The organism is Pseudomonas sp. 31-12, from assembly GCF_003151075.1.
GTDB lineage: Bacteria > Pseudomonadota > Gammaproteobacteria > Pseudomonadales > Pseudomonadaceae > Aquipseudomonas.
Window position 1 is genome coordinate 5,323,209 of the sequence record NZ_CP029482.1, and the last position, 19,471, is coordinate 5,342,679.

Genomic DNA, 19,471 nt, shown 5'->3' on the forward strand with positions numbered 1-19,471 from the left:
GTAGCAGCTGGTGCAGACTGCGTCCGGCTGCTAAAAAGAACGCGGCGCGATTGGGTCAGTTCAGTTGCAACGTCTCGCTGAACTGACTGATCGCATCCACCACATGCCGTGAGCCCTGCTGAATCTCCAGAATCACCTCCCCCGCCTCGTTCGCCAGCTCCACCCCAAGTCCGGTTCGACTCAAGCTCGACTGCATGCTCGACACCGCGCTCAACGACAGATCGTGATTCTTGCGCACCACATCGACGATCTCCAGCGTCGCCTGGCTCGTGCGTGCCGCGAGGCTGCGCACTTCATCGGCCACCACCGCAAACCCGCGCCCATGCTCCCCCGCCCGCGCCGCTTCGATGGCTGCGTTGAGCGCCAGCAAGTTGGTCTGGTCGGCGATGCCGCGGATGGTCTGTACGATGCTGCCGATGATGTCGGACTGTTTGCTCACCGCATCGATGCTGAGCGCGGCCTCGTTCAGATCCCGGGAAATGTCCTGAATGATCTGCACGGTTTGCTGCACCACCTGAGAACCTTTCTGCGCGCAGGCATCATTCTGCACTGAAGTGCTGTGCGCCGACTCAGCAGCGGTTTGCAAAGTGGTCACTTGCTGGGTGATGTCGCTGGCAAACTTCACCACTTTGTATAGCCGGCCCTTGGCGTCGAACAAAGGGTTGTAAGAGGCTTCGAGAAAAACCGTATGGCCGTATTTGTCTTTGCGCTCGAAACGGTGCGAGTGATATTCGCCGCGATTGAGTGACGCCCAGAACGCCTTGTAAGCCTGCGACTCTGCTTCGGCGCGGTGACAAAACAGGCTGTGGTGCTGACCCACCACTTCGTTGAGCGAGTAATGCATCGTCTTGAGGAAGTTTTCATTGGCTGCGATGACTTTGCCTTCCGGGGTGAATTCGATCACCGCCATGGAGCGACCGATCGCGGCGAGCATGCTCTCTTCTTCATGTTCCTTGTAAACCCGGGCGGAGATGTCAGTGGCGACTTTGATCACGCTTTTCACCTGGCGGTCGGGACCGAACACCGGCATGTAACTGGCTTCAAGCCAGATCTCTTTGCCTTTCTTGTTCAGCCGTAAAAAGGTGCCGCTGACCGGTTCGCCCCGGGCCAGGTCTCGCCACAACTTCGCGTAAGCGTCGCTGCGGTAATACGTTTCTTCGCAAAAGATCCGGTGATGTTTGCCGCGCACTTCGTCGGCGCGGTAACCCATCACGCTGCAGAAGTTGTCGTTGGCCTCAAGCACGATACCGTCGGGAGTGAATTCAATCATCGCCATCGAACGACTGACAGCCGCCAACTTGGCATTGGCTTCGCTCAACGCGCCGCTGTAGCGTTCGATTTCCAGCAGGTCAGCCTTGTGATGTAGGTTAAACATGGTCGTATCACCTTTAGCGCGCTCTTTTGAATGATGAAAGTTCTTTGGCCTTTCAACGGATCCGCCACATCGTTCCATGGAACAGGCACACGCGTTCCTCCACGGGAGGAAGTGTCAGGTGATCAATGATGTTCAATCGGAGAGTCCATGTAGCAACGCTCTTATCAAGACATCCTTCTCTTGATAGCCCGGGACCGGGCCAGCCCTGATGTTTTAATAAGTCATTCCCTTAACCGCACAGCTCCTTGTTGCTCCGTGTCGGTGCCTTGGTTTGGGCACTCTTGCTGCGCCCTCTTCAAATGGCGAGCGACATGATTAGCTACGAGTCAGCTTAGCCAGCCACTTCAGGGACGCAAGGCCACTAGTCGGCCAGTATTGAGGACAAAATCGGTTCAGCGAGCATGTCCAGCAATGCCTGCACCGCTGGCGAGGTTTTTTTGTCGGGTGCGGCCACCAGGGCGAACTCGCGATGGATTCGCGGATGCACGGGCACCACGCGCAGGCCTTGGCGATTGCCCGGCAAGGTCATTTCCGGCACCAGGGTGACACCGATGTTTTCGCGCACCAGCGTGAACGCGCTGCTCCATTCACGGACCTCGACCCGCACATCACTCAACTGCAAACCAGCCTCGGCGGCGAGGCTTCGTGCGTTGGTCGAGCAACCGCCCGTGGCCAGCACAAAAGGCTGTTCAGCCAACTCCGCAAGTGTCACGCCCTCCTCGTTCGAACGGCGGGCCAGCGGATGCCCGCCGGGCAGCACCGCCATCCACGCATCGCGCCCCAACCGTCCGGCATTGCGCTCGGGCGGCGGGTTCAACACTACGCCGACATCGACCAGCCCGGCCCCGAGCAGGGCTTCCACTTCATCGTCGCTAACTTCCAGCGCTACCACTTGGATGCCGGGATACAGGCGATTGAACCGGCGCAACAGCGGCGGGAGAAAAGTCGCCAGCACCATGGGGAAACTGGCGAGGCGGATAGTCCCACGCTGGATATCTTTGGCGGCATCGACGGTGCTGCGAATGTTTTCCAGGGCGCCGAGCATCATGCGCGCCTGCTCGATGACTGGCAGGCCGATGGCTGTCGGCAGGGTCTGGCGATTCTCCCGGCTGAACAGCTGAACGCCGAGGGTGTCCTCGATCAACGCCAATGCCTGGCTGGCACCGGACTGGGTCATGCCGACCCGCTCGGCGGCCCGGGTGATGTTGCCGGTGTCCGCCACCGCCACCACCATTCGCCAGTGCATCAGATTCATCATGGCAGTAGCTTTCCTTATGGCAGCGCTCTGAAAGATTAATTTTACCGAGGGTGCCGCGCACTATGACACTGGCGCAAATCCCTCACCAGAGCCCTGCCGATGAAGTTGTATTACGCCCCGAACGCCTGCTCGCTGGCGCCGCACATTGTGCTTCGTGAACTGGATTTGCCGTTCGAATTGATTCGCGTCGATAACCGCACCAAGACCACTGTCGCGGGTGATGACTTCCTGGCGATCAACCCCAAGGGTTACGTCGCAGCGTTACAACTTGAGAACGGCGAGGTGCTGACCGAAGGCCCGGCGATCCTGCAATACCTGGCGAACCTGCGCCCCGAGGCAAACCTGGCGCCGCTGATCGACACGTTCGAGCGGGTGCGGTTGCAGGAGTGGCTGAACTTTGTCTCGACCGAGATTCATGGTGGCCTGGGCTGGCTGTTTAATGCCGGGTTTCCAGAGGAGGTGAAAGCGCTGATCAAGGCGAAGTTGTTCAAGCGGTTGGCAATGCTGAGCGAGACGCTGGAGCGCCAGGAGTATTTGATGGGTGATTTCAGCGTGGTTGATGCGTATTTGTTTACGGTACTGCGTTGGGCACCACTGTTTGCGATTGATCTGGGCCAGTGGCCGGCCTTGGTGCGGTTTCAGGCCAGGATTGACCAGAGGCCAGCCGTCAAGGCGGCGTTGGCGGGTGAATCGGTATCGGTCTGAAGCCCTTCGCGAGCAAGCCCGCTCCCACAGGTGATTTCGGGTGTTCACAAATATTGTGTGCACAGGAGGCCCCTGTGGGAGCGGGCTTGCTCGCGAATGCGGTAGCTCATGCACCGCAAAAACATCAGGTAACCACTACAAACTCACGCTCACCTTCGTCGCCACTTCCTCCGGCACCCAGGCTTTCCAGATCTGCGGCTGATCGCGCAAAAACGCCTCGGCCACCTGACGCGGTTGCTGGCGTTTTTCACTCATCTGCCCCAGCGTCTGGTTCAGCAGATCAATCGGGAAATCGACCTTTTCAAAGAACGCCACCAGGTCCGGGTACTGCGCCTTGAACGGCGCCGAGACGCCAATCGCCAGGCTCGCCGGCATCGAGCGCGTACCTTTAGGGTTTGGATTTTTCGCATCGGCCAAGGTCTTCCAGGCTTCGGCATCGAACGGCGGCTCGTCGAGCTTCACCAGTTTGAAACGGCCCAACAGCGGCGTCGGCGACCAGTAGTAGAACAGCACCGGTTTGCCGCGGCGGATCGACGAAGCGACTTCGGCATCCAGCGCCGCGCCGGAGCCGGTGCGGAAGTTGACGTAGCTGGCGGTCAGGTCATAGGCCTTGAGTTTCTGACTGTTGACGATCTCCGAGGTCCAGCCGGTCGGGCTGTTGAGGAAACGTCCGCGGCTCGGGTCTTCCGGGTCACGGAACACGTCCTTGTAACGGGCCAGGTCGGCAACGGATTTCAGCTCAGGAGCCAACGGTTTGATGCCGCGCTCGGGGTCGCCCTTGATTACGTATTCCGGCACCCACCAACCTTCGGTGGCGCCCTTGACCGTGTCGCCCACACCAAACACCTTGCCCTCGGCTGAGGCCTTGACCCACGCCGGACTGCGCCCGGCCCATTCCTCGCCGATCACCTGAATGTCGTTCTTGGCCAACGCCGCTTCGAGGCTGACGGTGCTGCCCGGCAAGGTATCGGTCGGGTAGCCGTAACCCTTCTCGACGATCAGCCGCAGGATTTCGGTGATCAGGCTTCCACTCTCCCAGGTGATGTCACCGAAGTGAATCGGGGCGGTTTTTTCGGCTGCCGGAACGTGGCTGGCCACCAGGCTCAGGGCCAGCAGCGAACTGCCGAGCAGGGTTTTGATTGATCTCATGCGGACCTCTGGGTCAAGTGTTGATTGGCGCTGTGCTGGGCGCACAAGGCGTGGGTGCGGGTCATGTAAACGCTGACCGAGCGTTGGGAAATACCCAGTTCGGCGGCGATTTGCGGGTAGGTCAGGCCGTCGACACGGGACATCAGGAACGTCGCCCGGACCTTGCCCGGTATGCGGTCGAGGGCGCGGTCCAGGCTCTTCAGGGTTTGGGATAGCTGCAGCAAATCCTCAGGCGAGCGTCCACCGACAAGGTCGGCCTGCTGCAGTTGTTCCAGGTGTTGGCGTTCCAGATCGCGGCGACGCCAGAGCTGATAAACCAGGCGACGGGCGATGGTGGTGAGCAAGGCGCGAGGTTCGCGGATGGGTGTCAGCGCTGGCGACTCGAGCAACTGTACGAAGGTTTCGGCGGCGATGTCTTCGACACTGGCGTTGGTGCCCAGATGTCGGCGCAAGCGTGCGCACAGCCACGGGTAATGAGCGCGGAACAATCCGCCTACGTTGTTTTGATGGGATGCGTCGGTGCCGGACATAGAGGCTCCAAGGGTTGGGGGTCGCTGAATGTCCGGTGATCCGGTAACGCGGATCCTAGCAAGGAGCCTTATTCTTTAATAATACTTAAAATTCATTTTTATATTCTATTTAGGACTTTATATCAGTGATGCCTGATCTATCGCTTTCGCGGGCAAGCCACGCTCCCACAGGGTTCACCGACATCCTGTGGGAGCGTGGCTTGCCCGCGAAAAAATCTATCAGTCAACGCAACCGCCCATACCCCAACGCTTCAGCCTCCTGCTCGTAGTCGAGAATGACTTGATAGTCGGCTTCGGTGGCGAGCAGCACTTCTTCCAGGCCGAGGATTTCCGCGACATCGGGCAGCTCGTTCAATGAGATGTTCATCACCTGCCGAAGCGCTTCAACCTGTTCATCGGTCTGCGTCAACGCCGTTATGAACGGCAAGGTCGGGCTGAACGCACTGCGGGCCACGACGCGCAGACCTGCGACTTCTTCGTCGGCATGCCGCGCCAGGTAGGCGAAGGTCACGCTGTCGATGGCCGCCAGGTCTGCACGTTCTTCACGCAGCCAACGCAGGCTTTCGCGGTGGCTGCCGCTGATGGCGACACTGGAAAAGAACTGCCCGTCGCGATGCAGCGGCGCCAAGCGGTGGCGCAACAGATTCATGCCGCTGTTGGAGTCTTGGCCATTGATCACCCCGCGACTGCCGCGCAACTCAAGCAAGGTTCGCCGTGGGTCATCGGCGCGGCTCAGCAGCAGGCTGCAATGGTTGCCGCCATCGCTGTCGGGAAGTTCATAGCGCGGCCGACCGATGACCCGGACTTTGCCGCGCAAGGCGGTCATCAGCGGGTAGCCGCAGGTTTGGGTCAGCAGCACATCCGGCGATAACCAGAGTTCGGGCAGCGACAGGCCTTCGGCACTCAAACGGGAATGGCCCAGGTGATCGAGGATGCGCGAGAGCCAGCGTTCGTTCGCCGCGCGGATCGGCTCGGGGGCGACGTACATCAGGAGTTCAGCGAGGTGTTCAGTCATCAAAATCTTCCAGGCAACAAGTAACCCTGTGGGAGCGGGCTTTTGTGGTGAGGGGGCTTGCCCCCGTTGGGTCGCGAAGCGGCCCCAAAAATGGGACTGCTGCGCAGTCCAACGGGGGCAAGCCCCCTCGCCACAAAGGCTCACTTCTACAGGTTCAGTGGCGTTCATGGATCAGTGGAACGGATGCCTCGGGCTATCGATGGCTTTCACGCCATTCTCCCGCCACAACTGCCCATAACCCCGCACCAGAAACCCGCCGCTGCGCGCCAGCCATTGTTCGCGACGCGCGTGGTAGGCGCGTGGCAAGTCGTACCAGGGCAGGCCCGGCAAGTCGTGATGCACCAAGTGAAAATTCAGGTTCAGGAACAGCCAGCGCCACGGCCAGGCTGCTTCGTTGAGCACGGTGCGTTGCTCGGGTGCGGCGTGTGGGCGGTGTTCATAATAGGAGCGGATCATCGCAACCGACAGCGCCGGCACGCTGATCAGCAACAGGTAATGCCAGACCGGCAGCACACTGTAGCGCGCGATGAACACCAGCATCAGCAGGGTCAGCCCGCCGTGGGTCAGCCACATCAACCACGCCTGCCGCTCACCGTGGATCAGCCGCTGCAGTTCTTCTTTCGCCAGTGCCAGCAGGGCCAGCGGCGCGCCGAGCATGAAGCGCCCGAGCACGGTTTTGTTCAGCCAGTGCAGGCCTTGCTCAAACAGTGAACGGCCCTGCCACTGCTCGGCCGTCAGGTAACGGCTTTCCGGGTCGCGACCGGGCAAGGTCAGGTCTTCGTCGCGGTGATGCAGCAAATGGCTGTCGCGGTACAGGGTGTAGGGATACCAGACGGCGAACGGGGCGTAGCCGAGGACTTTGTTCAGCGATGTCCAACGAGTGGGATGCCCGTGAAGCAACTCGTGTTGCACCGACAACCAGAGCACCACCAGCGGGATCAGCAACACCGTGCTCCACCAGAGCCCCAGTCGATTGCTCCCCAGAACAATGCTGAACCAGCCGCCATACACGCCGATCAGCAACAGCCAGGTCGGCCACTCGGTGCGAGCGGTCAGGCGTTGGCGCAGGGTTTCGATTTCTTCTCGGTGGGCGGCATCGAAGTAATGGGGCATGGCGTTGCTCAGATCGGGGACCAGTCCCCTTCTGTGCAATGGCGCAGGGAAATCTTGCAGATTATTTGGTGATCGTTCCCAGAGCGTGGGAACGATCGATTAAAGCGGGATCAATGACCGAACACATCCACCTTCTTGGCCTTCTTGTCTGCGCGCTTTTCATCGGCGGTTTTCGCCGGTTTCTTCTTTGCCGCTTTTTTTGAATCCATGCCTTTGGCCATGATACGTACTCCACTCATACGGGATGTGAGATCAGGTATACACCTATCCCCGGCCGCGCGTTCTTTTATAATCGTCCGCTTTGCGCACCGACAGATCAAACCCATGCCCGACACCCAGTACACCCTGCTCGCCGAGCCGTTATGGCCGCTGATGAACAAGTTTTATCGCGCCCACCAATCGTCGATGAAAGCCGTCCGTGATGCTCAGCGGTGGGTCGCCCGGCGCGACGAGATCATTGGCGCGCTGTGTCTGCGGCCGGTCTCGGGGGGGCATTGGTTAACGGGGTTGTTCATCGATCCGGCCTGTCGGGGACAGGGGATCGCGGCGGGGTTGATCGCCGAAGCGGTGCGCGGTCTCGACCAACCGGTCTGGCTGTTCTGCCACCCGGACTTGCGAGGCTTTTATGAACGCCGAGGATTTTCCTTCGATCCGCACATGCCCTACGCCATGATCGAACGCCTGAGCCGTTACGCGCGCAGCAAACCGATGATTGCCATGGGCCTGGATCCAGCCAGGTAACTCACGCCAGCCTTTTGAAGATCATAGAGCGGGAGCGGGCTTGCCCGCGATGAGGCCTGTACATTCAACACGGATGTTGTCTGACAGATTGCTATCGCGGGCAAGCCCGCTCCCACAAGGTCTTGCGGTGTCCAAAGCTTAGTCGTCGGCGTTAGGGTCAAGGTCCGGGAACATCACTTCGGTGAACCCGAATTTGCTGAAGTCGGTGATCCGCGACGGGTACAGCCGGCCGATCAGGTGATCGCATTCATGCTGTACCACCCGCGCATGGAATCCCTCGGCAATCCGCACAATCGGCTGGCCCTTGGGATCAAACCCTTCGTAGCGAATCTGCTGATAACGATCCACCGCCCCACGCAGGCCGGGCACTGACAGACAGCCTTCAAAGCCCTCCTCCATCACCGGGTTCAACGGCGTGATCAGCGGATTGATCAGGATGGTCTGCGGCACTGCTTCAGCGTCCGGATACCGTTCGCTGTGCTCGAAGCCAAAGATCACCAGTTGCAGATCAACACCTATCTGCGGCGCAGCCAGGCCAACGCCACCGACGCTTTCCATGGTCTGGAACATGTCGTCGATCAGTTGCCACAGCTCAGGGCTGTCGAACATCTCAGCCGGAACCGGCGGGGCGATGCGCAGCAGGCGCTCATCGCCCATTTTCAGGATTTCACGGATCATTTGGTGACTTCGTCAGTGGGGGTCTTGATCGAGTGATCCCGACCCAACCCCGAAACGTGGTGTTTGGGTTCGTGGTCGAGTTCACCGGGGACTTTTTCGCCATCATTCTTGCCCTCGGTCGACATGTGTTCGATCACCGCATTCATCTCCGCGCCGAGCAGCAACACCGCCGCGGAAATATAGAAATAGAGCAACAGCACGATGATCGCGCCGATACTGCCATACATGGCGTTGTAGTTGGCGAACTCCTTGACGTACAGGCCAAAGCCCACGGAAGCGAGGATCCACACCACCACCGCCAGCACCGAGCCCGGGGTGATAAAACGAAACTCCTGTTTGACGTCGGGCATGACGTAATAAATCAGCGCCACGGCGACCATCAGCAAAATCACCACCACGGGCCAGCGAACGATGGTCCACAGGGTCACGATGAAATCTTCCATGCCCACTTGCGCAGCAATCCAGCCCATCAGTTGTGGCCCGAGCACCATGAGTGCGGCGGCGATCAGCAGCATTCCGGCGATGCCCACCGTGTAGATAATCGACAGCGGAAAGCGCTTCCACGCGGGCCGGCCTTCGACCACGTCGTAGGCGGCGTTCATCGCGCTCATCATCAGCCGCACGCCGGCGGACGCGGTCCACAGGGCAATCACGATACCAATCGACAGCAAGCCACCCTTGGACTGCTGGAGTTGGTCGATCACCGGGTTTACCTGTTCCAGCGCCTGGGGCGGCAGGACCAGCTCGGATTGCAGGCGCAGCCAGGAGAAGAAGTCCGGCAGGTGCAGGAAACCGATCAGCGCGATGAGAAAAAGAATGAAGGGGAACAGCGAGAACAGCATTTGATAGGCCAATGCCGAGGCATAGGTCGACATCTCGTCGTCGACGAACTCGGTGACCGTGCGCACCATGACACGGTGCAGGCGCAAGCCTTTCATGTGAGGGAAAAACATTAGCGTCTCCTTTCGCCGCAAGATTGGGTTGAAGTCGAGGCGACTCAGGGGCCGTTTTCTACATCAAAGTAGCCTACTTGGCGACTTTGAAACAATTTCCGTGTGCAAGTTCAGGCTGACACAAAAACGGCCATCCGTGGATGGCCGTGCATGTTGCTCGTCAAAGGCCGAATCACGCCTTGTCGACGCCTTTCTTGATCGCGTCCTTGGCCTTGCCCACCGCTTGCTGGGCCTCGCCTTTCCTTTCCTGCACGACGCCTTCGGCGCGCATTTTGTCGTTACCGGTGGCCTTGCCGACGCCTTGCTTGACGTTGCCGGCGGCTTCGTTGGCCATGCCTTTTACTTTATCGCCAGTGCTGCTCATGGTGTTTCTCCTGTGAACAATTCAACGGAAAAAGTCGTTACACAAAGATTGACCGGGGGCATTTGCACGGAGTTTCATTTATTTTCAGTCACGCATTTCATCGTTCAGCGCAGGTTGGGCTTTATGTTTGCCGACCAACCCCCGAGAATGCGCAACGTATTCAGGCCATGGCGCTGAAGATCCAATCCCGTAGGAATGTTATGAAACTCGATAAAAAGCAGGCCATTGCCCGCAGAAACCAGGAACTTGGCGGTGCCGTGCTTGGCGTCAACAACTGCCATTTCACCGAACTGAACCGCAACCGCAACATCTGGTGGTTCGACATCCCGGTGGCGCGCCTGGCCATTGGTCAGTACGAATGGGTTCACCTGCTGATGCACACGCCGGATACCGACGAACTGCTGCACCTGAAAGTGCCGACGGTGTTCCTGCGCGAGAAGCTCGAAGGCCTGGTGGTGCGCAACGAAGGCAAGCGTAAAGCCGCTTTGAGCCTGGAACTGAGCGCGGACAAGGATTCGTACCTGCAAGACATGCGCCCGGCGGGCACCAACGTCAATTTCGCGCCGTTCCGCCTGTAACTTTACACATCCCCTGTGGCGAGGGAGCTTGCTCCCGCTGGGCCGCGAAGCGACCCCAAATCAGACGCTGCGGTATTTTTGGTGTATCTCCATCGACTGGGTGACGACTGCTGCGCAGCCGAGCGGGAGCAAGCTCCCTCGCCACAAAAGCAGTTCTGATATCGCTGCAAACAAAAAGCCCCGCATCTGCGGGGCTTTTTGTGGGTTACGCGCTGACTTTCTTGGCGTTGAGCTTTTTCAGTTCTTCGTCGCGCAACTCGCGGCGCAGGATCTTGCCGACGTTGGTGGTCGGCAGCGCATCGCGGAACTCCACGGAGCGCGGGACCTTGTAGCCGGTCACGTTCGCACGCATGTGCTCCATCACCTGCTCCTTGGTCAACGTCACACCTGGTTTGGCCACGATGAAAATCTTGATCGCTTCGCCCGACTTCTCGTCCGGCACGCCGATGGCAGCGCATTGCAGCACGCCCGGCAGGGTCGCGAGCACGTCTTCCAGTTCGTTCGGATAAACGTTGAAACCGGACACCAGAATCATGTCTTTCTTGCGATCCACGATGCGCATGTAACCATCCGGCTGAATCACCGCGATGTCACCGGTCTTCAACCAGCCTTCGCTGTCGAGCATTTCATCGGTGGCGTCCTGACGCTGCCAGTAGCCCTTCATCACTTGCGGACCTTTCACACACAGTTCGCCGATTTCGCCCAACGGCTGCTCGACGCCGGCATCGTTGATGACTTTGCACACGGTGGACGGAACCGGAATACCGATGGTGCCGATCTGGATGTGCTGGATCGGGTTCACAGTGGCCACCGGGCTGGTTTCGGTCATGCCGTAACCTTCGCAGATGGCGCAACCGGTGACCGCTTTCCAACGCTCGGCCGCGGCCAGTTGCAGGGCCATGCCGCCGGACAGGGTAACTTTCAGTGCGGAGAAATCCAGCTTGCGGAAGCCTTCGTTGTTGCACAGCGCCACGAACAGGGTGTTGAGGCCGACGAAGCCGCTGAACTTCCACTTCGACAGTTCCTTGACCATTGCCGTCAAGTCGCGCGGGTTGCTGATCAGGATGTTGTGATTGCCGATCAGCATCATCGCCATGCAATGAAAGGTGAAGGCATAGATGTGGTACAGCGGCAGCGGTGTGATCAGGATCTCGCAACCTTCATTGAGGTTGGACCCCATCAGCGCCTTGCACTGCAGCATGTTCGCCACGAGGTTGCGATGGGTCAGCATCGCGCCCTTGGCCACGCCGGTGGTGCCGCCGGTGTATTGCAGGACGGCAACGTCGCTGCTGGCCGGGTTGGCTTCCGCCACTGGCTGGCCGTGCCCCTTGCTCAACACGTCGTTGAACTTGATGGCCTTGGGCAAGTGATACGCCGGGACCATCTTCTTCACGTACTTGATGACGCTGTTGACCAGCAGGCGCTTGAGCGGTGGCAGCAGGTCGGCCACTTCGGTGACGATCACGTGCTTGACGCCGGTTTTCGGCACCACGATCTCGGCCAGATGCGCCATGTTGGCCAGGCAGACCAGGGCTTTGGCACCGGAATCGTTGAATTGGTGTTCCATTTCCCGCGCGGTGTACAACGGGTTGGTGTTGACCACGATCAGCCCGGCGCGAATGGCACCGAATACGGCTACCGGGTACTGCAACACGTTGGGCAGTTGCACGGCGATTCGATCGCCAGGCTGCAAGTCGGTATGCTGTTGCAGGTAAGCGGCAAAGGCACCGGACAATTCGTACAGTTCACCGTAGGTGATTGTCTTGCCCAGGTTGCTGAATGCCGGTTTGTCGGCGAAGCGCTGGCAGGATCGTTTCAACACTGCCTGAATATTCGGATACTCGTCTGGATTGATCTCGGCAGCAATCCCGGCAGGGTACTTATCCTTCCAAAAGTCTTCGTTCATGGAAGCCCACTCCTCAGCAACGCGAATTCAGCACCGCATTTGATGCGATTATTATTGGTGTGTGTTTGTTGGTGAATCTAGCGCTTTTATAAGCCCGAGAAGTCACAAAGCGCGCCGAGAGTAGCAGCTTTGCCAAGGGTCGACTAGAGCCAAAAGCGGCCTCTATGGTCACAATTGTGACTCAAGAATTACTAGCGGTCATTTTAGAGCAAAGATTCTATACAACCCTGAAAAGCCCCGTATTTCGGGGCCTTCCCTTTAAAAGCATCGCGGGCAAGCCCGCTCCCACAGGATCAGCGATGACCTTGTGGGAGCGCGGCTTGCCCGCGAACCGCGCAAAGCGCGGCCATTCAACGCCTATGCAATATCCCGCAACTCCCGCCGCAAGATCTTGCCCACCGGCGTCATCGGCAACGACTCACGCAACACAATGTGCTTGGGCACTTTGTACGCCGTGAAGTTTTCCTTGCAGTACGCCTTCAGCTCTTCAAGGCTGACCCCCGACTCGCGGGCCACCACAAACAACTTCACCGCCTCCCCCGAACGCTCGTCCGGCACGCCGATCACTGCGCAGTTGGCAACTTTCGGATGAGCCATGACGATGTCTTCGATTTCGTTGGGGTACACGTTGAAACCCGAGACGATGATCATGTCTTTCTTGCGATCGACGATGCGCACAAAACCGTCCGGGTCGATCACCGCGATATCGCCGGACTTGAACCAGCCCTCGGCATCCAGCACTTCGGCAGTGGCTTCCGGTTTCTGCCAGTAGCCCTTCATGATCTGCGGGCCCTTGATGCACAGTTCGCCGCGTTCACCCAAGGGCTGCTCGACGCCGTCATCGTTGATCACTTTCAACGTGGTGCCCGGCACGGGCAGGCCGACCGTGCCGATCCGCGATTTGTCGCCGTACGGGTTGGTGCAGGCCACTGGTGAAGTTTCGGTCAGGCCGTAACCTTCGGTGATGCGGCAACCGGTGAGCTGTTCCCAGCGCTCTGCGGTGGCCTTGACCAGCGCGGTGCCGCCGGAGTTGGTGAGTTTGAGGCTGGAGAAATCCAGGGTCTTGAAATCCGGGTGATCCATCAGCGCTACGAACAGCGTGTTCAGCCCCAGCAACGCCGAGAACCGCCATTTCTTCAGCTCCTTGATGAAGCCGCCGATGTCGCGAGGATTGGTGATCAGCACGTTGTGGTTGCCGGTCACCATCATGCACATGCAGTTCGCCGTGAAGGCATAGATGTGGTACAGCGGCAGCGGCGCGATCATCACTTCCTGACCTTCGCGCAGCAACGGCTGACCGTCGCTGCCGAACTGACCGAGGCACGCCCGCGCCTGTTGCATGTTGGCCACGAGGTTGCCGTGGGTCAGCATCGCACCCTTGGCCAGGCCAGTGGTGCCGCCGGTGTATTGCAACACGGCGATGTCATCGAGACTGACTTTCAGCGGCTTGATGCCCAGGCCACGGCCCAGACGCAACGCGCTCTTGAAGGAAATCGCCTGCGGCAAGGAATAGGCCGGGACCATCTTCTTGACCTTGCTGACCATGGAGTTGACCAGCCAGCCCTTGGCGCTGGGCATCAGGTCGCCCATCTTCGCTTCGATCAGGTATTGGATGTCGGTGTCGGGCAGCACTTCCTGGACCTTCTGCCCGAACACGTTCAGGTACACCAGCGCCCGGGCGCCGGAGTCCTTGAACTGATGACGCATCTCCCGCGCGGTGTACAGCGGGTTGGTGTTGACCACGATCAGCCCGGCGCGCAAGGCACCGAACACGGCAATCGGGTAATGCAAAACGTTGGGCATCTGCACCGCAATGCGATCCCCCGGCACCAGGTCGGTGTGGGCTTGCAGGTAACCGGCGAACGCCAGGCTGTAGCGTTCCAGTTCGGCGTAGGTCAGGGTCACGCCCATGTTGCTGAAAGCGGGGCGATCAGCGAATTTCTTGCAGGAACGCTCGAACACCTCAAGCACCGACTTATAGGCCCCAAGGTCAATATCCAGGGGCACGCCGGCCGGGCGTTTGTCATTCCAGAAATCAGGTTGCATTGTTCTTGTCCTCTTTACCTGAGCCTATCCGGGCCGCTTTTCTGTCTTCTTCAACACAAAGAGCGAAGAGCGGGGCTTCACGGACACTAGCAGCTATGGCCAATCAGGCAAATATGCCAACGGGCGTCATTGACCGTGTGAATCTTGCTGCAGCGGCGTGGCCTGATCAGACGGGAGCGAAAGGATGCGCTATACAATGCATCGTGCCTGTGACCCATCCATGCAAAGGAATCGCCATGATCCACGATACTTTCTGGCTGACCGCGAGTGACCGCAGCCGCCTCTACGTCAACCAGTGGTTGCCCGATCCGCCTTTGAAAGCGGTGATCCTGTTGGCCCATGGCATGGCCGAACACAGTGGTCGCTACGCCCGCCTGGCGGAGAAATTCTGCGAGCAGGGTTACGGCGTCTACGCGCCGGACCTGCGTGGACATGGCAAAACTGCCGAAAACAGGACACTCGGCCATTTCGCCGATGACGATGGCTGGTGCAAAGTGGTCGGCGACCTGGCCAGCCTCAACCAGCACATCGGCCAGCAACATCCCGGCGTGCCGATCGTGCTGCTCGGCCACAGCATGGGCAGCTACATCGCCCAGGCCTATCTGCTGCATCACAGCGCCAGCCTGCATGGCGCGGTCCTCAGCGGTTCGAACTTCCAGCCCATCGCGCTTTATCGCGCGGCGCGACAAATCGCCCGGCTCGAACGCCTGCGCCAGGGCGGCAAGGGTCGCAGTGCGCTGATCGAGTGGCTGTCATTCGGCTCGTTCAACAAGAAATTCAAACCGGTGCGCACGCGGTTCGACTGGCTCAGTCGTGACCCGGCGGAGGTTGATCTGTACGCCAACGACCCGCTCTGCGGCTTTCGTTGCACCAATCAGCTGTGGATCGATTTGCTCGGCGGCTTGCAGCAAATCAGCAAAGCGTCCAATCTCGCTCAGATTGATCCGGGCCTGCCGCTGCTGGTGATTGGCGGTGAATGTGATCCGGTGAGCGAAGGCAAGCGTCTGAACGATCTGGCCGATGCGCTACGCGCGGCCGGCAGCCAGAACCTGCAACTGACTATTTACCCGCAGGCACGGCATGAACTGTTCAACGAGAGCAACCGCGATGAAGTGATCGATGACGTGTTGAACTGGATCGCCCAGGCGCTGAGCCACCGCCGGCCACCCAGATCAGAATAGTTTTTTTGTGAATTTATTTATTCGTGACAGGAATTGAAACAGATGACCCAGGTTACCAACACCCCTTACGAAGCCCTCGAAGTAGGCCAGACCGCCAGCTACAGCAAGACGGTCGAAGAGCGCGACATTCAGTTGTTCGCCGCGATGTCGGGTGATCACAACCCGGTGCACCTGGACGCCGAATACGCCGCTGGCACCATGTTCAAAGAACGTATCGCCCACGGCATGTTCAGCGGTGCGCTGATCAGCGCGGCCGTGGCGTGCGAGTTGCCTGGGCCGGGCACTATTTATATCGGTCAGCAGATGAGTTTTCAGAAGCCGGTGAAGATTGGCGACACCCTGACCGTGCGTCTGGAAATCCTCGAGAAGCTGCCGAAGTTTCGTGTGCGGATTGCCACTCGCGTGTTTAACCAGCGCGATGAATTGGTGGTGGATGGCGAGGCCGAGATTCTTGCGCCGCGCAAGCAGCAGACCGTAGCGTTGACTACCCTGCCGGCGATCAGCATCGGCTGATTTGGGGAGGGGGGGGTCAGCTGAATCCACCCCTCACCCTAACCCTCTCCCCAAGGGGTAGAGGTGACCTACCGAGGTGTACTTTCGGGTTACATCGACCTGGGAGTTCGAGTCGAACTCAGGCTCTGAAAAGCCCCCGATCGGCTCCCTTTCCCCCTCTCCCCTCTGGGGAGAGGGCTGGGGTGAGGGGTGGTTCTTACAATCAGGCATCGATCTAAAACTCACCGCGACCGCTCACCCTCCCCAACCTGCACACTCGCCGTCATCCCCGAACTCAAGTTCATCCCTTCCGGCAACTTATCAATCTTGATCCGCACCGGAATCCGCTGCGCCAGCCTCACCCAGTTAAACGTCGGTTCCACCTCTGCCAGCAGTTGCCCGTCCGGCGTGGTATTGCGATCGGTGATCCCGCGGCTGATGCTTTCCACATGCCCGTCCAGCGCTTCGCCGGCGCTCATTAACCAGACCTTCACCGGATCGCCCACCCGAATCCGCGGCAACTTGGTTTCCTCGAAATACGCCTGCACATAAAAAGTCGAATCATCGATCAACGCCATCACTGGTTGCCCGGCATTCACGTAATTGCCTTGGGCCAGACGCAGGTTGGTGATGTGGCCGCTGCGAGGCGCATGGACCTGGCTGCGTGCGAGGTTGAGTTCCGCGACCTTGGCTTCCGCCTGGGCTTCACGCAGTTCACCACGGGCGATGCCGGCGTTGATTTGCGCGTTCTCGCGCAGTTCGGCGCTGATCGCTTGTGGCCCGAGACTGGCGCGCCGACTGGCTTCGCGTTCGCGCAGATTGAGCTGCTGCTGACGGGTCTGCACCACCGCCTGGGCTTTCTCCAGCGCCGCTTCGAAACGGTCACGATCAATGCTCAGCAACAGATCGCCGGCCTTGACCGGCTGGTTATCGAACGCCTTGAGTTCGCGCACCCAACCCGAGACGTCGGGGGCAATCACCACCACGTCGGCGCGGATCCGCGCATCCCGGGTCCAGGGCGTGAGCATGTAGTACTGCCACAAATGGAAGCCGGCAAAGATCGCCACCGCCACCAGGCACAGGGTTACCGCGACACGTACGGGGGTACGCATTTTTTACTCCTTATAAAGGTCCGAGGACGACGGTGATCAGGGTCAATACACAGACGTACAAGGCGCAATCAAACAATGCTTCGTGCCAGATCCAGCGGCCGACCGGCGTCAGGCGCAACAGCATGCGCAAGGCTCCGGTGACGAGCAGCGCCAGCAGCACATAAATCAGAAACGGACTGAGCAGCACGCCGCCCACCGACCATTCACGCAAGCCCATGGCTTTGCTCCTGTTGACGGCACCAGGCGCGCCAGCTGCTTTGCAATTGCAGCACGGCGCCTTGGGCCAGTTTCACGGCATCGCTGGGCGGCAACGCGTACAAGGTTTTCAGAAAGTCTTCGCTGGGCTGTTCCAACGCATCGGCGCAGCTGCCTGCAGGACCTTGTTCGAGGACTTTTTCCAACTGCTCGAGATATCGCCGTTGAGGCGCACTGACTGGCACTTGCGCCACTGCCAGGCTCAAACGCAGATGCAGCAATTCATCGCCGATATCGAGGCCGAGCAAGCCGTCATCCCAGCGACTGCGCGCCGGTTCCGGCAACTCGGGGTAGTGCCGCGCCAGTTGCAGCAGACGGTCGGCCATGCGTCCACCAAACCAGCTTTCGGCACCGCGCAGATTGCGTCGGGTCAGCCGCACCAGATCATCGAGGGTCGCCGCCAGCAAGCGCCGGCCATGCCACGCCGGGTTACGCAGGATCAGCAAGTGGAACGCCAGCACCGCCGCGCCGACACCGACCACCATCGCCTGGGCGCTGTTGAAGAACGTGGCGACGTCGAATTTCATCGCGTTCAGCGGCGACACCAGCACGATAAAGTGCAGACAGAACGAAGTGGCCGTGGCGCCGATCTGCGGCTTGGCCATGCCCAGCGCACCGAAAAACAACGGCACGCCCATGCCCATGCAGAGCAACGCAAAACCGCTCCATTGCGGCAGCAAAATCTGCCCGACGAAAAACGCCGTCGGGATCGCCAGAAAAATACCCCGCATGAAACTCATGCCGATCTGCGCACCGTTCTCGCGGCTGGCAAACAGGCTGCACACCACACACGTCAGCACCAGGGCGCCCGAGGCGGCGGGCCAGGCAGTCGCCAGCCAGAAGCACGACACCACCAGAAACGCCAAGGCACTGCGCGCACCGAACACCAACGCCAATGACAGGTCGCGGTGCGGCGTCAGGGTGCGTGGCGGATCGACCGTTTCGCGCCCCTCCTCCACCGCTTTCAACGCCGCAGTGGCCGCCATCGCGGTATCGAGCAGCAAGGTGAAACGGGCCAGGCAATAACTCTGCGCGGAGCTGATGTGTGGATCGTGGGAAGCATCAAGCAACCTCGGCCGCAACGCTTGCAGGGTCGCGGAATCGGCACCGCTGAGGGCGGCCTGAACCTCGGTCATCCAGGGCTGCAGTTGCTCGGCTTCCTGCGGTTCCAATTGCTTCCACTGGCGGCGCACCGAACGGGCGATGCGCAGCAGCATCAAGAGCTTCTGGCTCAAACCGCTGATGGCTCGTGCGCGCTGCCGACCGAGGCCACCTTCAAACCAGGCATGTTCGCGCTGGGCATCGACGGCGACAATTCGTCCGAGGATTTCCAGCAAGCCTTTACGCGCCTGAGCATCGCCGGCCAGGGTGGCACGCGCCGCATTCATCCCGCTGTTCCAGGCTGCTTGAGCCTGATCCGCCAGTTGCCGCTCGACCCGCATCGGCCAAATCAAGGCGCTTGCCGCCGTGGCGCAGAGGATGCCCAGACAGATTTCCGTGCAACGCGCGACGGCTTGATCGAACACCGTCAGCGGATGGGTAATGGCCGGCAACGCGATGATCGCCACCGTGTAACCGGCCAGCACAAAAGAATAGGACCACGCGCTGCGCAACAGCGTCGAACTCGCCGTACACAACCCGAGCCACAGCGCCAATGCCAGTAGAAACAGCCAGGGTGTCTGGGCGAATACCCCCATGAACACCACCGACATGATCGTTCCGACCAGCGTGCCGAGCAGCCGCGCCAACCCCTTCTGCACCACCATTCCGGACAACGGTTGAGCGACGATGAACGCGGTCATCAGCGCCCAGGCCGGTTGCTCCAGGCCCCAGCGCAACGCCAGCCACAGGGCCAGGCCGCCGCCGATCAAGGTCTTGATCGCGAACTGGAGGGCGCGGCGGTCAGGCGCAAACAAGGCCTGCAAAGTGATAGGCACGTAGAAGACTCTTGAAGGGACGTTTTTAACGATAGCCGGGTTCACTGAAGTCACTTGAAAAACAAATTATTAGCTAGCTATCT

At 59.8% G+C, this 19,471-nt stretch carries 19 protein-coding genes and 1 pseudogene; 5 read left to right on the forward strand and 15 right to left on the reverse strand.

The window, feature by feature from the left end:
- Nucleotides 1-55 precede the first annotated feature (55 nt).
- The 3 genes and pseudogenes from DJ564_RS32945 to DJ564_RS25160 all read right to left on the reverse strand — a co-directional run bounded on the left by DJ564_RS32945 (nucleotide 56) and on the right by DJ564_RS25160 (nucleotide 2,633).
- Nucleotides 56-625 (reverse strand): methyl-accepting chemotaxis protein, encoded by a 570-nt coding sequence (locus DJ564_RS32945; RefSeq protein WP_256597531.1) that lies wholly within the window; start codon nucleotides 623-625, stop codon nucleotides 56-58.
- Nucleotides 599-1,453: pseudogene (locus DJ564_RS32950) on the reverse strand (PAS domain-containing protein); the annotation flags it as partial. The gene DJ564_RS32945 and the pseudogene DJ564_RS32950, both read right to left, overlap by 27 nt.
- Nucleotides 1,454-1,736: 283 nt before the next feature.
- Complete coding sequence (locus DJ564_RS25160; RefSeq protein WP_109634196.1) at nucleotides 1,737-2,633, reverse strand: LysR family transcriptional regulator; 897 nt, start codon at nucleotides 2,631-2,633, stop codon at nucleotides 1,737-1,739.
- Nucleotides 2,634-2,732: 99 nt separating this feature from the next.
- Between DJ564_RS25160 and gstA the strand changes: the two genes are divergently transcribed.
- Complete coding sequence (gstA, locus tag DJ564_RS25165; protein WP_109634197.1) at nucleotides 2,733-3,338, forward strand: glutathione transferase GstA; 606 nt, start codon at nucleotides 2,733-2,735, stop codon at nucleotides 3,336-3,338.
- A gap of 135 nt (nucleotides 3,339-3,473) precedes the next feature.
- On the opposite strand, the gene DJ564_RS25170 is transcribed toward gstA, so the two are convergent.
- The 4 genes from DJ564_RS25170 to DJ564_RS25185 all read right to left on the reverse strand — a co-directional run bounded on the left by DJ564_RS25170 (nucleotide 3,474) and on the right by DJ564_RS25185 (nucleotide 7,145).
- Nucleotides 3,474-4,487, reverse strand: a complete 1,014-nt coding sequence (locus DJ564_RS25170) for an ABC transporter substrate-binding protein (RefSeq protein WP_109634199.1) — start codon at nucleotides 4,485-4,487, stop codon at nucleotides 3,474-3,476.
- Entirely contained in the window at nucleotides 4,484-5,017 is a 534-nt protein-coding gene (locus DJ564_RS25175) for a sigma-70 family RNA polymerase sigma factor (RefSeq protein ID WP_109634201.1), read from the reverse strand. The genes DJ564_RS25170 and DJ564_RS25175 overlap by 4 nt, the downstream gene beginning before the upstream one ends.
- A 223-nt stretch (nucleotides 5,018-5,240) precedes the next feature.
- Entirely contained in the window at nucleotides 5,241-6,032 is a 792-nt protein-coding gene (locus DJ564_RS25180) for a phosphate/phosphite/phosphonate ABC transporter substrate-binding protein (RefSeq protein ID WP_109634203.1), read from the reverse strand.
- A 171-nt stretch (nucleotides 6,033-6,203) separates the two neighbouring features.
- A complete protein-coding gene (locus DJ564_RS25185; protein ID WP_109634204.1) occupies nucleotides 6,204-7,145 on the reverse strand; it encodes a fatty acid desaturase in 942 nt (313 codons plus the stop codon).
- A gap of 324 nt (nucleotides 7,146-7,469) precedes the next feature.
- Here DJ564_RS25185 and DJ564_RS25190 point away from each other — a divergent pair, with 324 nt between their 5' ends.
- The gene (locus tag DJ564_RS25190; protein ID WP_109634206.1) at nucleotides 7,470-7,886 is read left to right on the forward strand and encodes a GNAT family N-acetyltransferase; all 417 of its coding nucleotides are present in this window, start codon (nucleotides 7,470-7,472) and stop codon (nucleotides 7,884-7,886) included.
- Between the two features lie 138 nt (nucleotides 7,887-8,024).
- Here the strand turns inward: DJ564_RS25190 and def are convergent, their stop codons facing one another.
- From def to DJ564_RS25210, 3 genes are all read right to left on the reverse strand, one after another.
- Nucleotides 8,025-8,564 carry a peptide deformylase gene (gene def, locus DJ564_RS25200; protein WP_109634207.1) on the reverse strand — a complete coding sequence of 180 codons (540 nt, stop codon included), beginning with the start codon at nucleotides 8,562-8,564 and terminating at the stop codon, nucleotides 8,025-8,027.
- The gene (locus DJ564_RS25205; RefSeq protein ID WP_109634209.1) at nucleotides 8,561-9,517 is read right to left on the reverse strand and encodes a YihY/virulence factor BrkB family protein; all 957 of its coding nucleotides are present in this window, start codon (nucleotides 9,515-9,517) and stop codon (nucleotides 8,561-8,563) included. Before DJ564_RS25205 ends, def begins: the two co-directional genes overlap by 4 nt.
- A gap of 172 nt (nucleotides 9,518-9,689) precedes the next feature.
- Nucleotides 9,690-9,881 carry a CsbD family protein gene (locus DJ564_RS25210; protein ID WP_010457349.1) on the reverse strand — a complete coding sequence of 64 codons (192 nt, stop codon included), beginning with the start codon at nucleotides 9,879-9,881 and terminating at the stop codon, nucleotides 9,690-9,692.
- 200 nt (nucleotides 9,882-10,081) lie between these two features.
- Here DJ564_RS25210 and DJ564_RS25215 point away from each other — a divergent pair, with 200 nt between their 5' ends.
- Nucleotides 10,082-10,459 carry a hypothetical protein gene (locus DJ564_RS25215; RefSeq protein ID WP_109634211.1) on the forward strand — a complete coding sequence of 126 codons (378 nt, stop codon included), beginning with the start codon at nucleotides 10,082-10,084 and terminating at the stop codon, nucleotides 10,457-10,459.
- Nucleotides 10,460-10,664: 205 nt separating this feature from the next.
- On the opposite strand, the gene fadD1 is transcribed toward DJ564_RS25215, so the two are convergent.
- Both fadD1 and fadD2 read right to left on the reverse strand, forming a co-directional pair.
- Nucleotides 10,665-12,365 carry a long-chain-fatty-acid--CoA ligase FadD1 gene (gene fadD1 / locus DJ564_RS25220; RefSeq protein WP_109634213.1) on the reverse strand — a complete coding sequence of 567 codons (1,701 nt, stop codon included), beginning with the start codon at nucleotides 12,363-12,365 and terminating at the stop codon, nucleotides 10,665-10,667.
- Nucleotides 12,366-12,722: 357 nt separating this feature from the next.
- Entirely contained in the window at nucleotides 12,723-14,411 is a 1,689-nt protein-coding gene (gene fadD2 / locus DJ564_RS25225) for a long-chain-fatty-acid--CoA ligase FadD2 (protein ID WP_109634215.1), read from the reverse strand.
- Between the two features lie 236 nt (nucleotides 14,412-14,647).
- On the opposite strand from fadD2, the gene DJ564_RS25230 reads away from it, so the two are divergent.
- A complete protein-coding gene (locus DJ564_RS25230; protein ID WP_109634216.1) occupies nucleotides 14,648-15,592 on the forward strand; it encodes an alpha/beta hydrolase in 945 nt (314 codons plus the stop codon).
- A gap of 42 nt (nucleotides 15,593-15,634) precedes the next feature.
- Nucleotides 15,635-16,105, forward strand: coding sequence for a MaoC family dehydratase (locus DJ564_RS25235; protein WP_109634218.1), 471 nt, complete (start codon nucleotides 15,635-15,637; stop codon nucleotides 16,103-16,105).
- Nucleotides 16,106-16,326: 221 nt separating this feature from the next.
- Here DJ564_RS25235 and DJ564_RS25240 read toward each other — a convergent pair whose 3' ends face one another.
- From DJ564_RS25240 to DJ564_RS25250, 3 genes are read right to left on the reverse strand one after another with little or no spacing between them, the layout of a single operon-like run.
- Nucleotides 16,327-17,196 carry an HlyD family secretion protein gene (locus DJ564_RS25240; RefSeq protein ID WP_109634220.1) on the reverse strand — a complete coding sequence of 290 codons (870 nt, stop codon included), beginning with the start codon at nucleotides 17,194-17,196 and terminating at the stop codon, nucleotides 16,327-16,329.
- Between the two features lie 10 nt (nucleotides 17,197-17,206).
- The gene (locus DJ564_RS25245) at nucleotides 17,207-17,413 is read right to left on the reverse strand and encodes a DUF1656 domain-containing protein (protein ID WP_008151119.1); all 207 of its coding nucleotides are present in this window, start codon (nucleotides 17,411-17,413) and stop codon (nucleotides 17,207-17,209) included.
- Complete coding sequence (locus DJ564_RS25250; protein WP_109634221.1) at nucleotides 17,400-19,388, reverse strand: FUSC family protein; 1,989 nt, start codon at nucleotides 19,386-19,388, stop codon at nucleotides 17,400-17,402. The genes DJ564_RS25245 and DJ564_RS25250 overlap by 14 nt, the downstream gene beginning before the upstream one ends.
- Nucleotides 19,389-19,471 lie beyond the last annotated feature (83 nt).

Coding starts and splice junctions, on each gene's coding strand:
- DJ564_RS25160 (WP_109634196.1), bottom strand. CDS start 2,633: ATGATGAATCTGATGCACTGGCGAATGGTGGTGGCGGTGGCGGACACC.
- gstA (WP_109634197.1), top strand. CDS start 2,733: ATGAAGTTGTATTACGCCCCGAACGCCTGCTCGCTGGCGCCGCACATT.
- DJ564_RS25170 (WP_109634199.1), bottom strand. CDS start 4,487: ATGAGATCAATCAAAACCCTGCTCGGCAGTTCGCTGCTGGCCCTGAGC.
- DJ564_RS25175 (WP_109634201.1), bottom strand. CDS start 5,017: ATGTCCGGCACCGACGCATCCCATCAAAACAACGTAGGCGGATTGTTC.
- DJ564_RS25180 (WP_109634203.1), bottom strand. CDS start 6,032: ATGACTGAACACCTCGCTGAACTCCTGATGTACGTCGCCCCCGAGCCG.
- DJ564_RS25185 (WP_109634204.1), bottom strand. CDS start 7,145: ATGCCCCATTACTTCGATGCCGCCCACCGAGAAGAAATCGAAACCCTG.
- DJ564_RS25190 (WP_109634206.1), top strand. CDS start 7,470: ATGCCCGACACCCAGTACACCCTGCTCGCCGAGCCGTTATGGCCGCTG.
- def (WP_109634207.1), bottom strand. CDS start 8,564: ATGATCCGTGAAATCCTGAAAATGGGCGATGAGCGCCTGCTGCGCATC.
- DJ564_RS25205 (WP_109634209.1), bottom strand. CDS start 9,517: ATGTTTTTCCCTCACATGAAAGGCTTGCGCCTGCACCGTGTCATGGTG.
- DJ564_RS25210 (WP_010457349.1), bottom strand. CDS start 9,881: ATGAGCAGCACTGGCGATAAAGTAAAAGGCATGGCCAACGAAGCCGCC.
- DJ564_RS25215 (WP_109634211.1), top strand. CDS start 10,082: ATGAAACTCGATAAAAAGCAGGCCATTGCCCGCAGAAACCAGGAACTT.
- fadD1 (WP_109634213.1), bottom strand. CDS start 12,365: ATGAACGAAGACTTTTGGAAGGATAAGTACCCTGCCGGGATTGCTGCC.
- fadD2 (WP_109634215.1), bottom strand. CDS start 14,411: ATGCAACCTGATTTCTGGAATGACAAACGCCCGGCCGGCGTGCCCCTG.
- DJ564_RS25230 (WP_109634216.1), top strand. CDS start 14,648: ATGATCCACGATACTTTCTGGCTGACCGCGAGTGACCGCAGCCGCCTC.
- DJ564_RS25235 (WP_109634218.1), top strand. CDS start 15,635: ATGACCCAGGTTACCAACACCCCTTACGAAGCCCTCGAAGTAGGCCAG.
- DJ564_RS25240 (WP_109634220.1), bottom strand. CDS start 17,196: ATGCGTACCCCCGTACGTGTCGCGGTAACCCTGTGCCTGGTGGCGGTG.
- DJ564_RS25245 (WP_008151119.1), bottom strand. CDS start 17,413: ATGGGCTTGCGTGAATGGTCGGTGGGCGGCGTGCTGCTCAGTCCGTTT.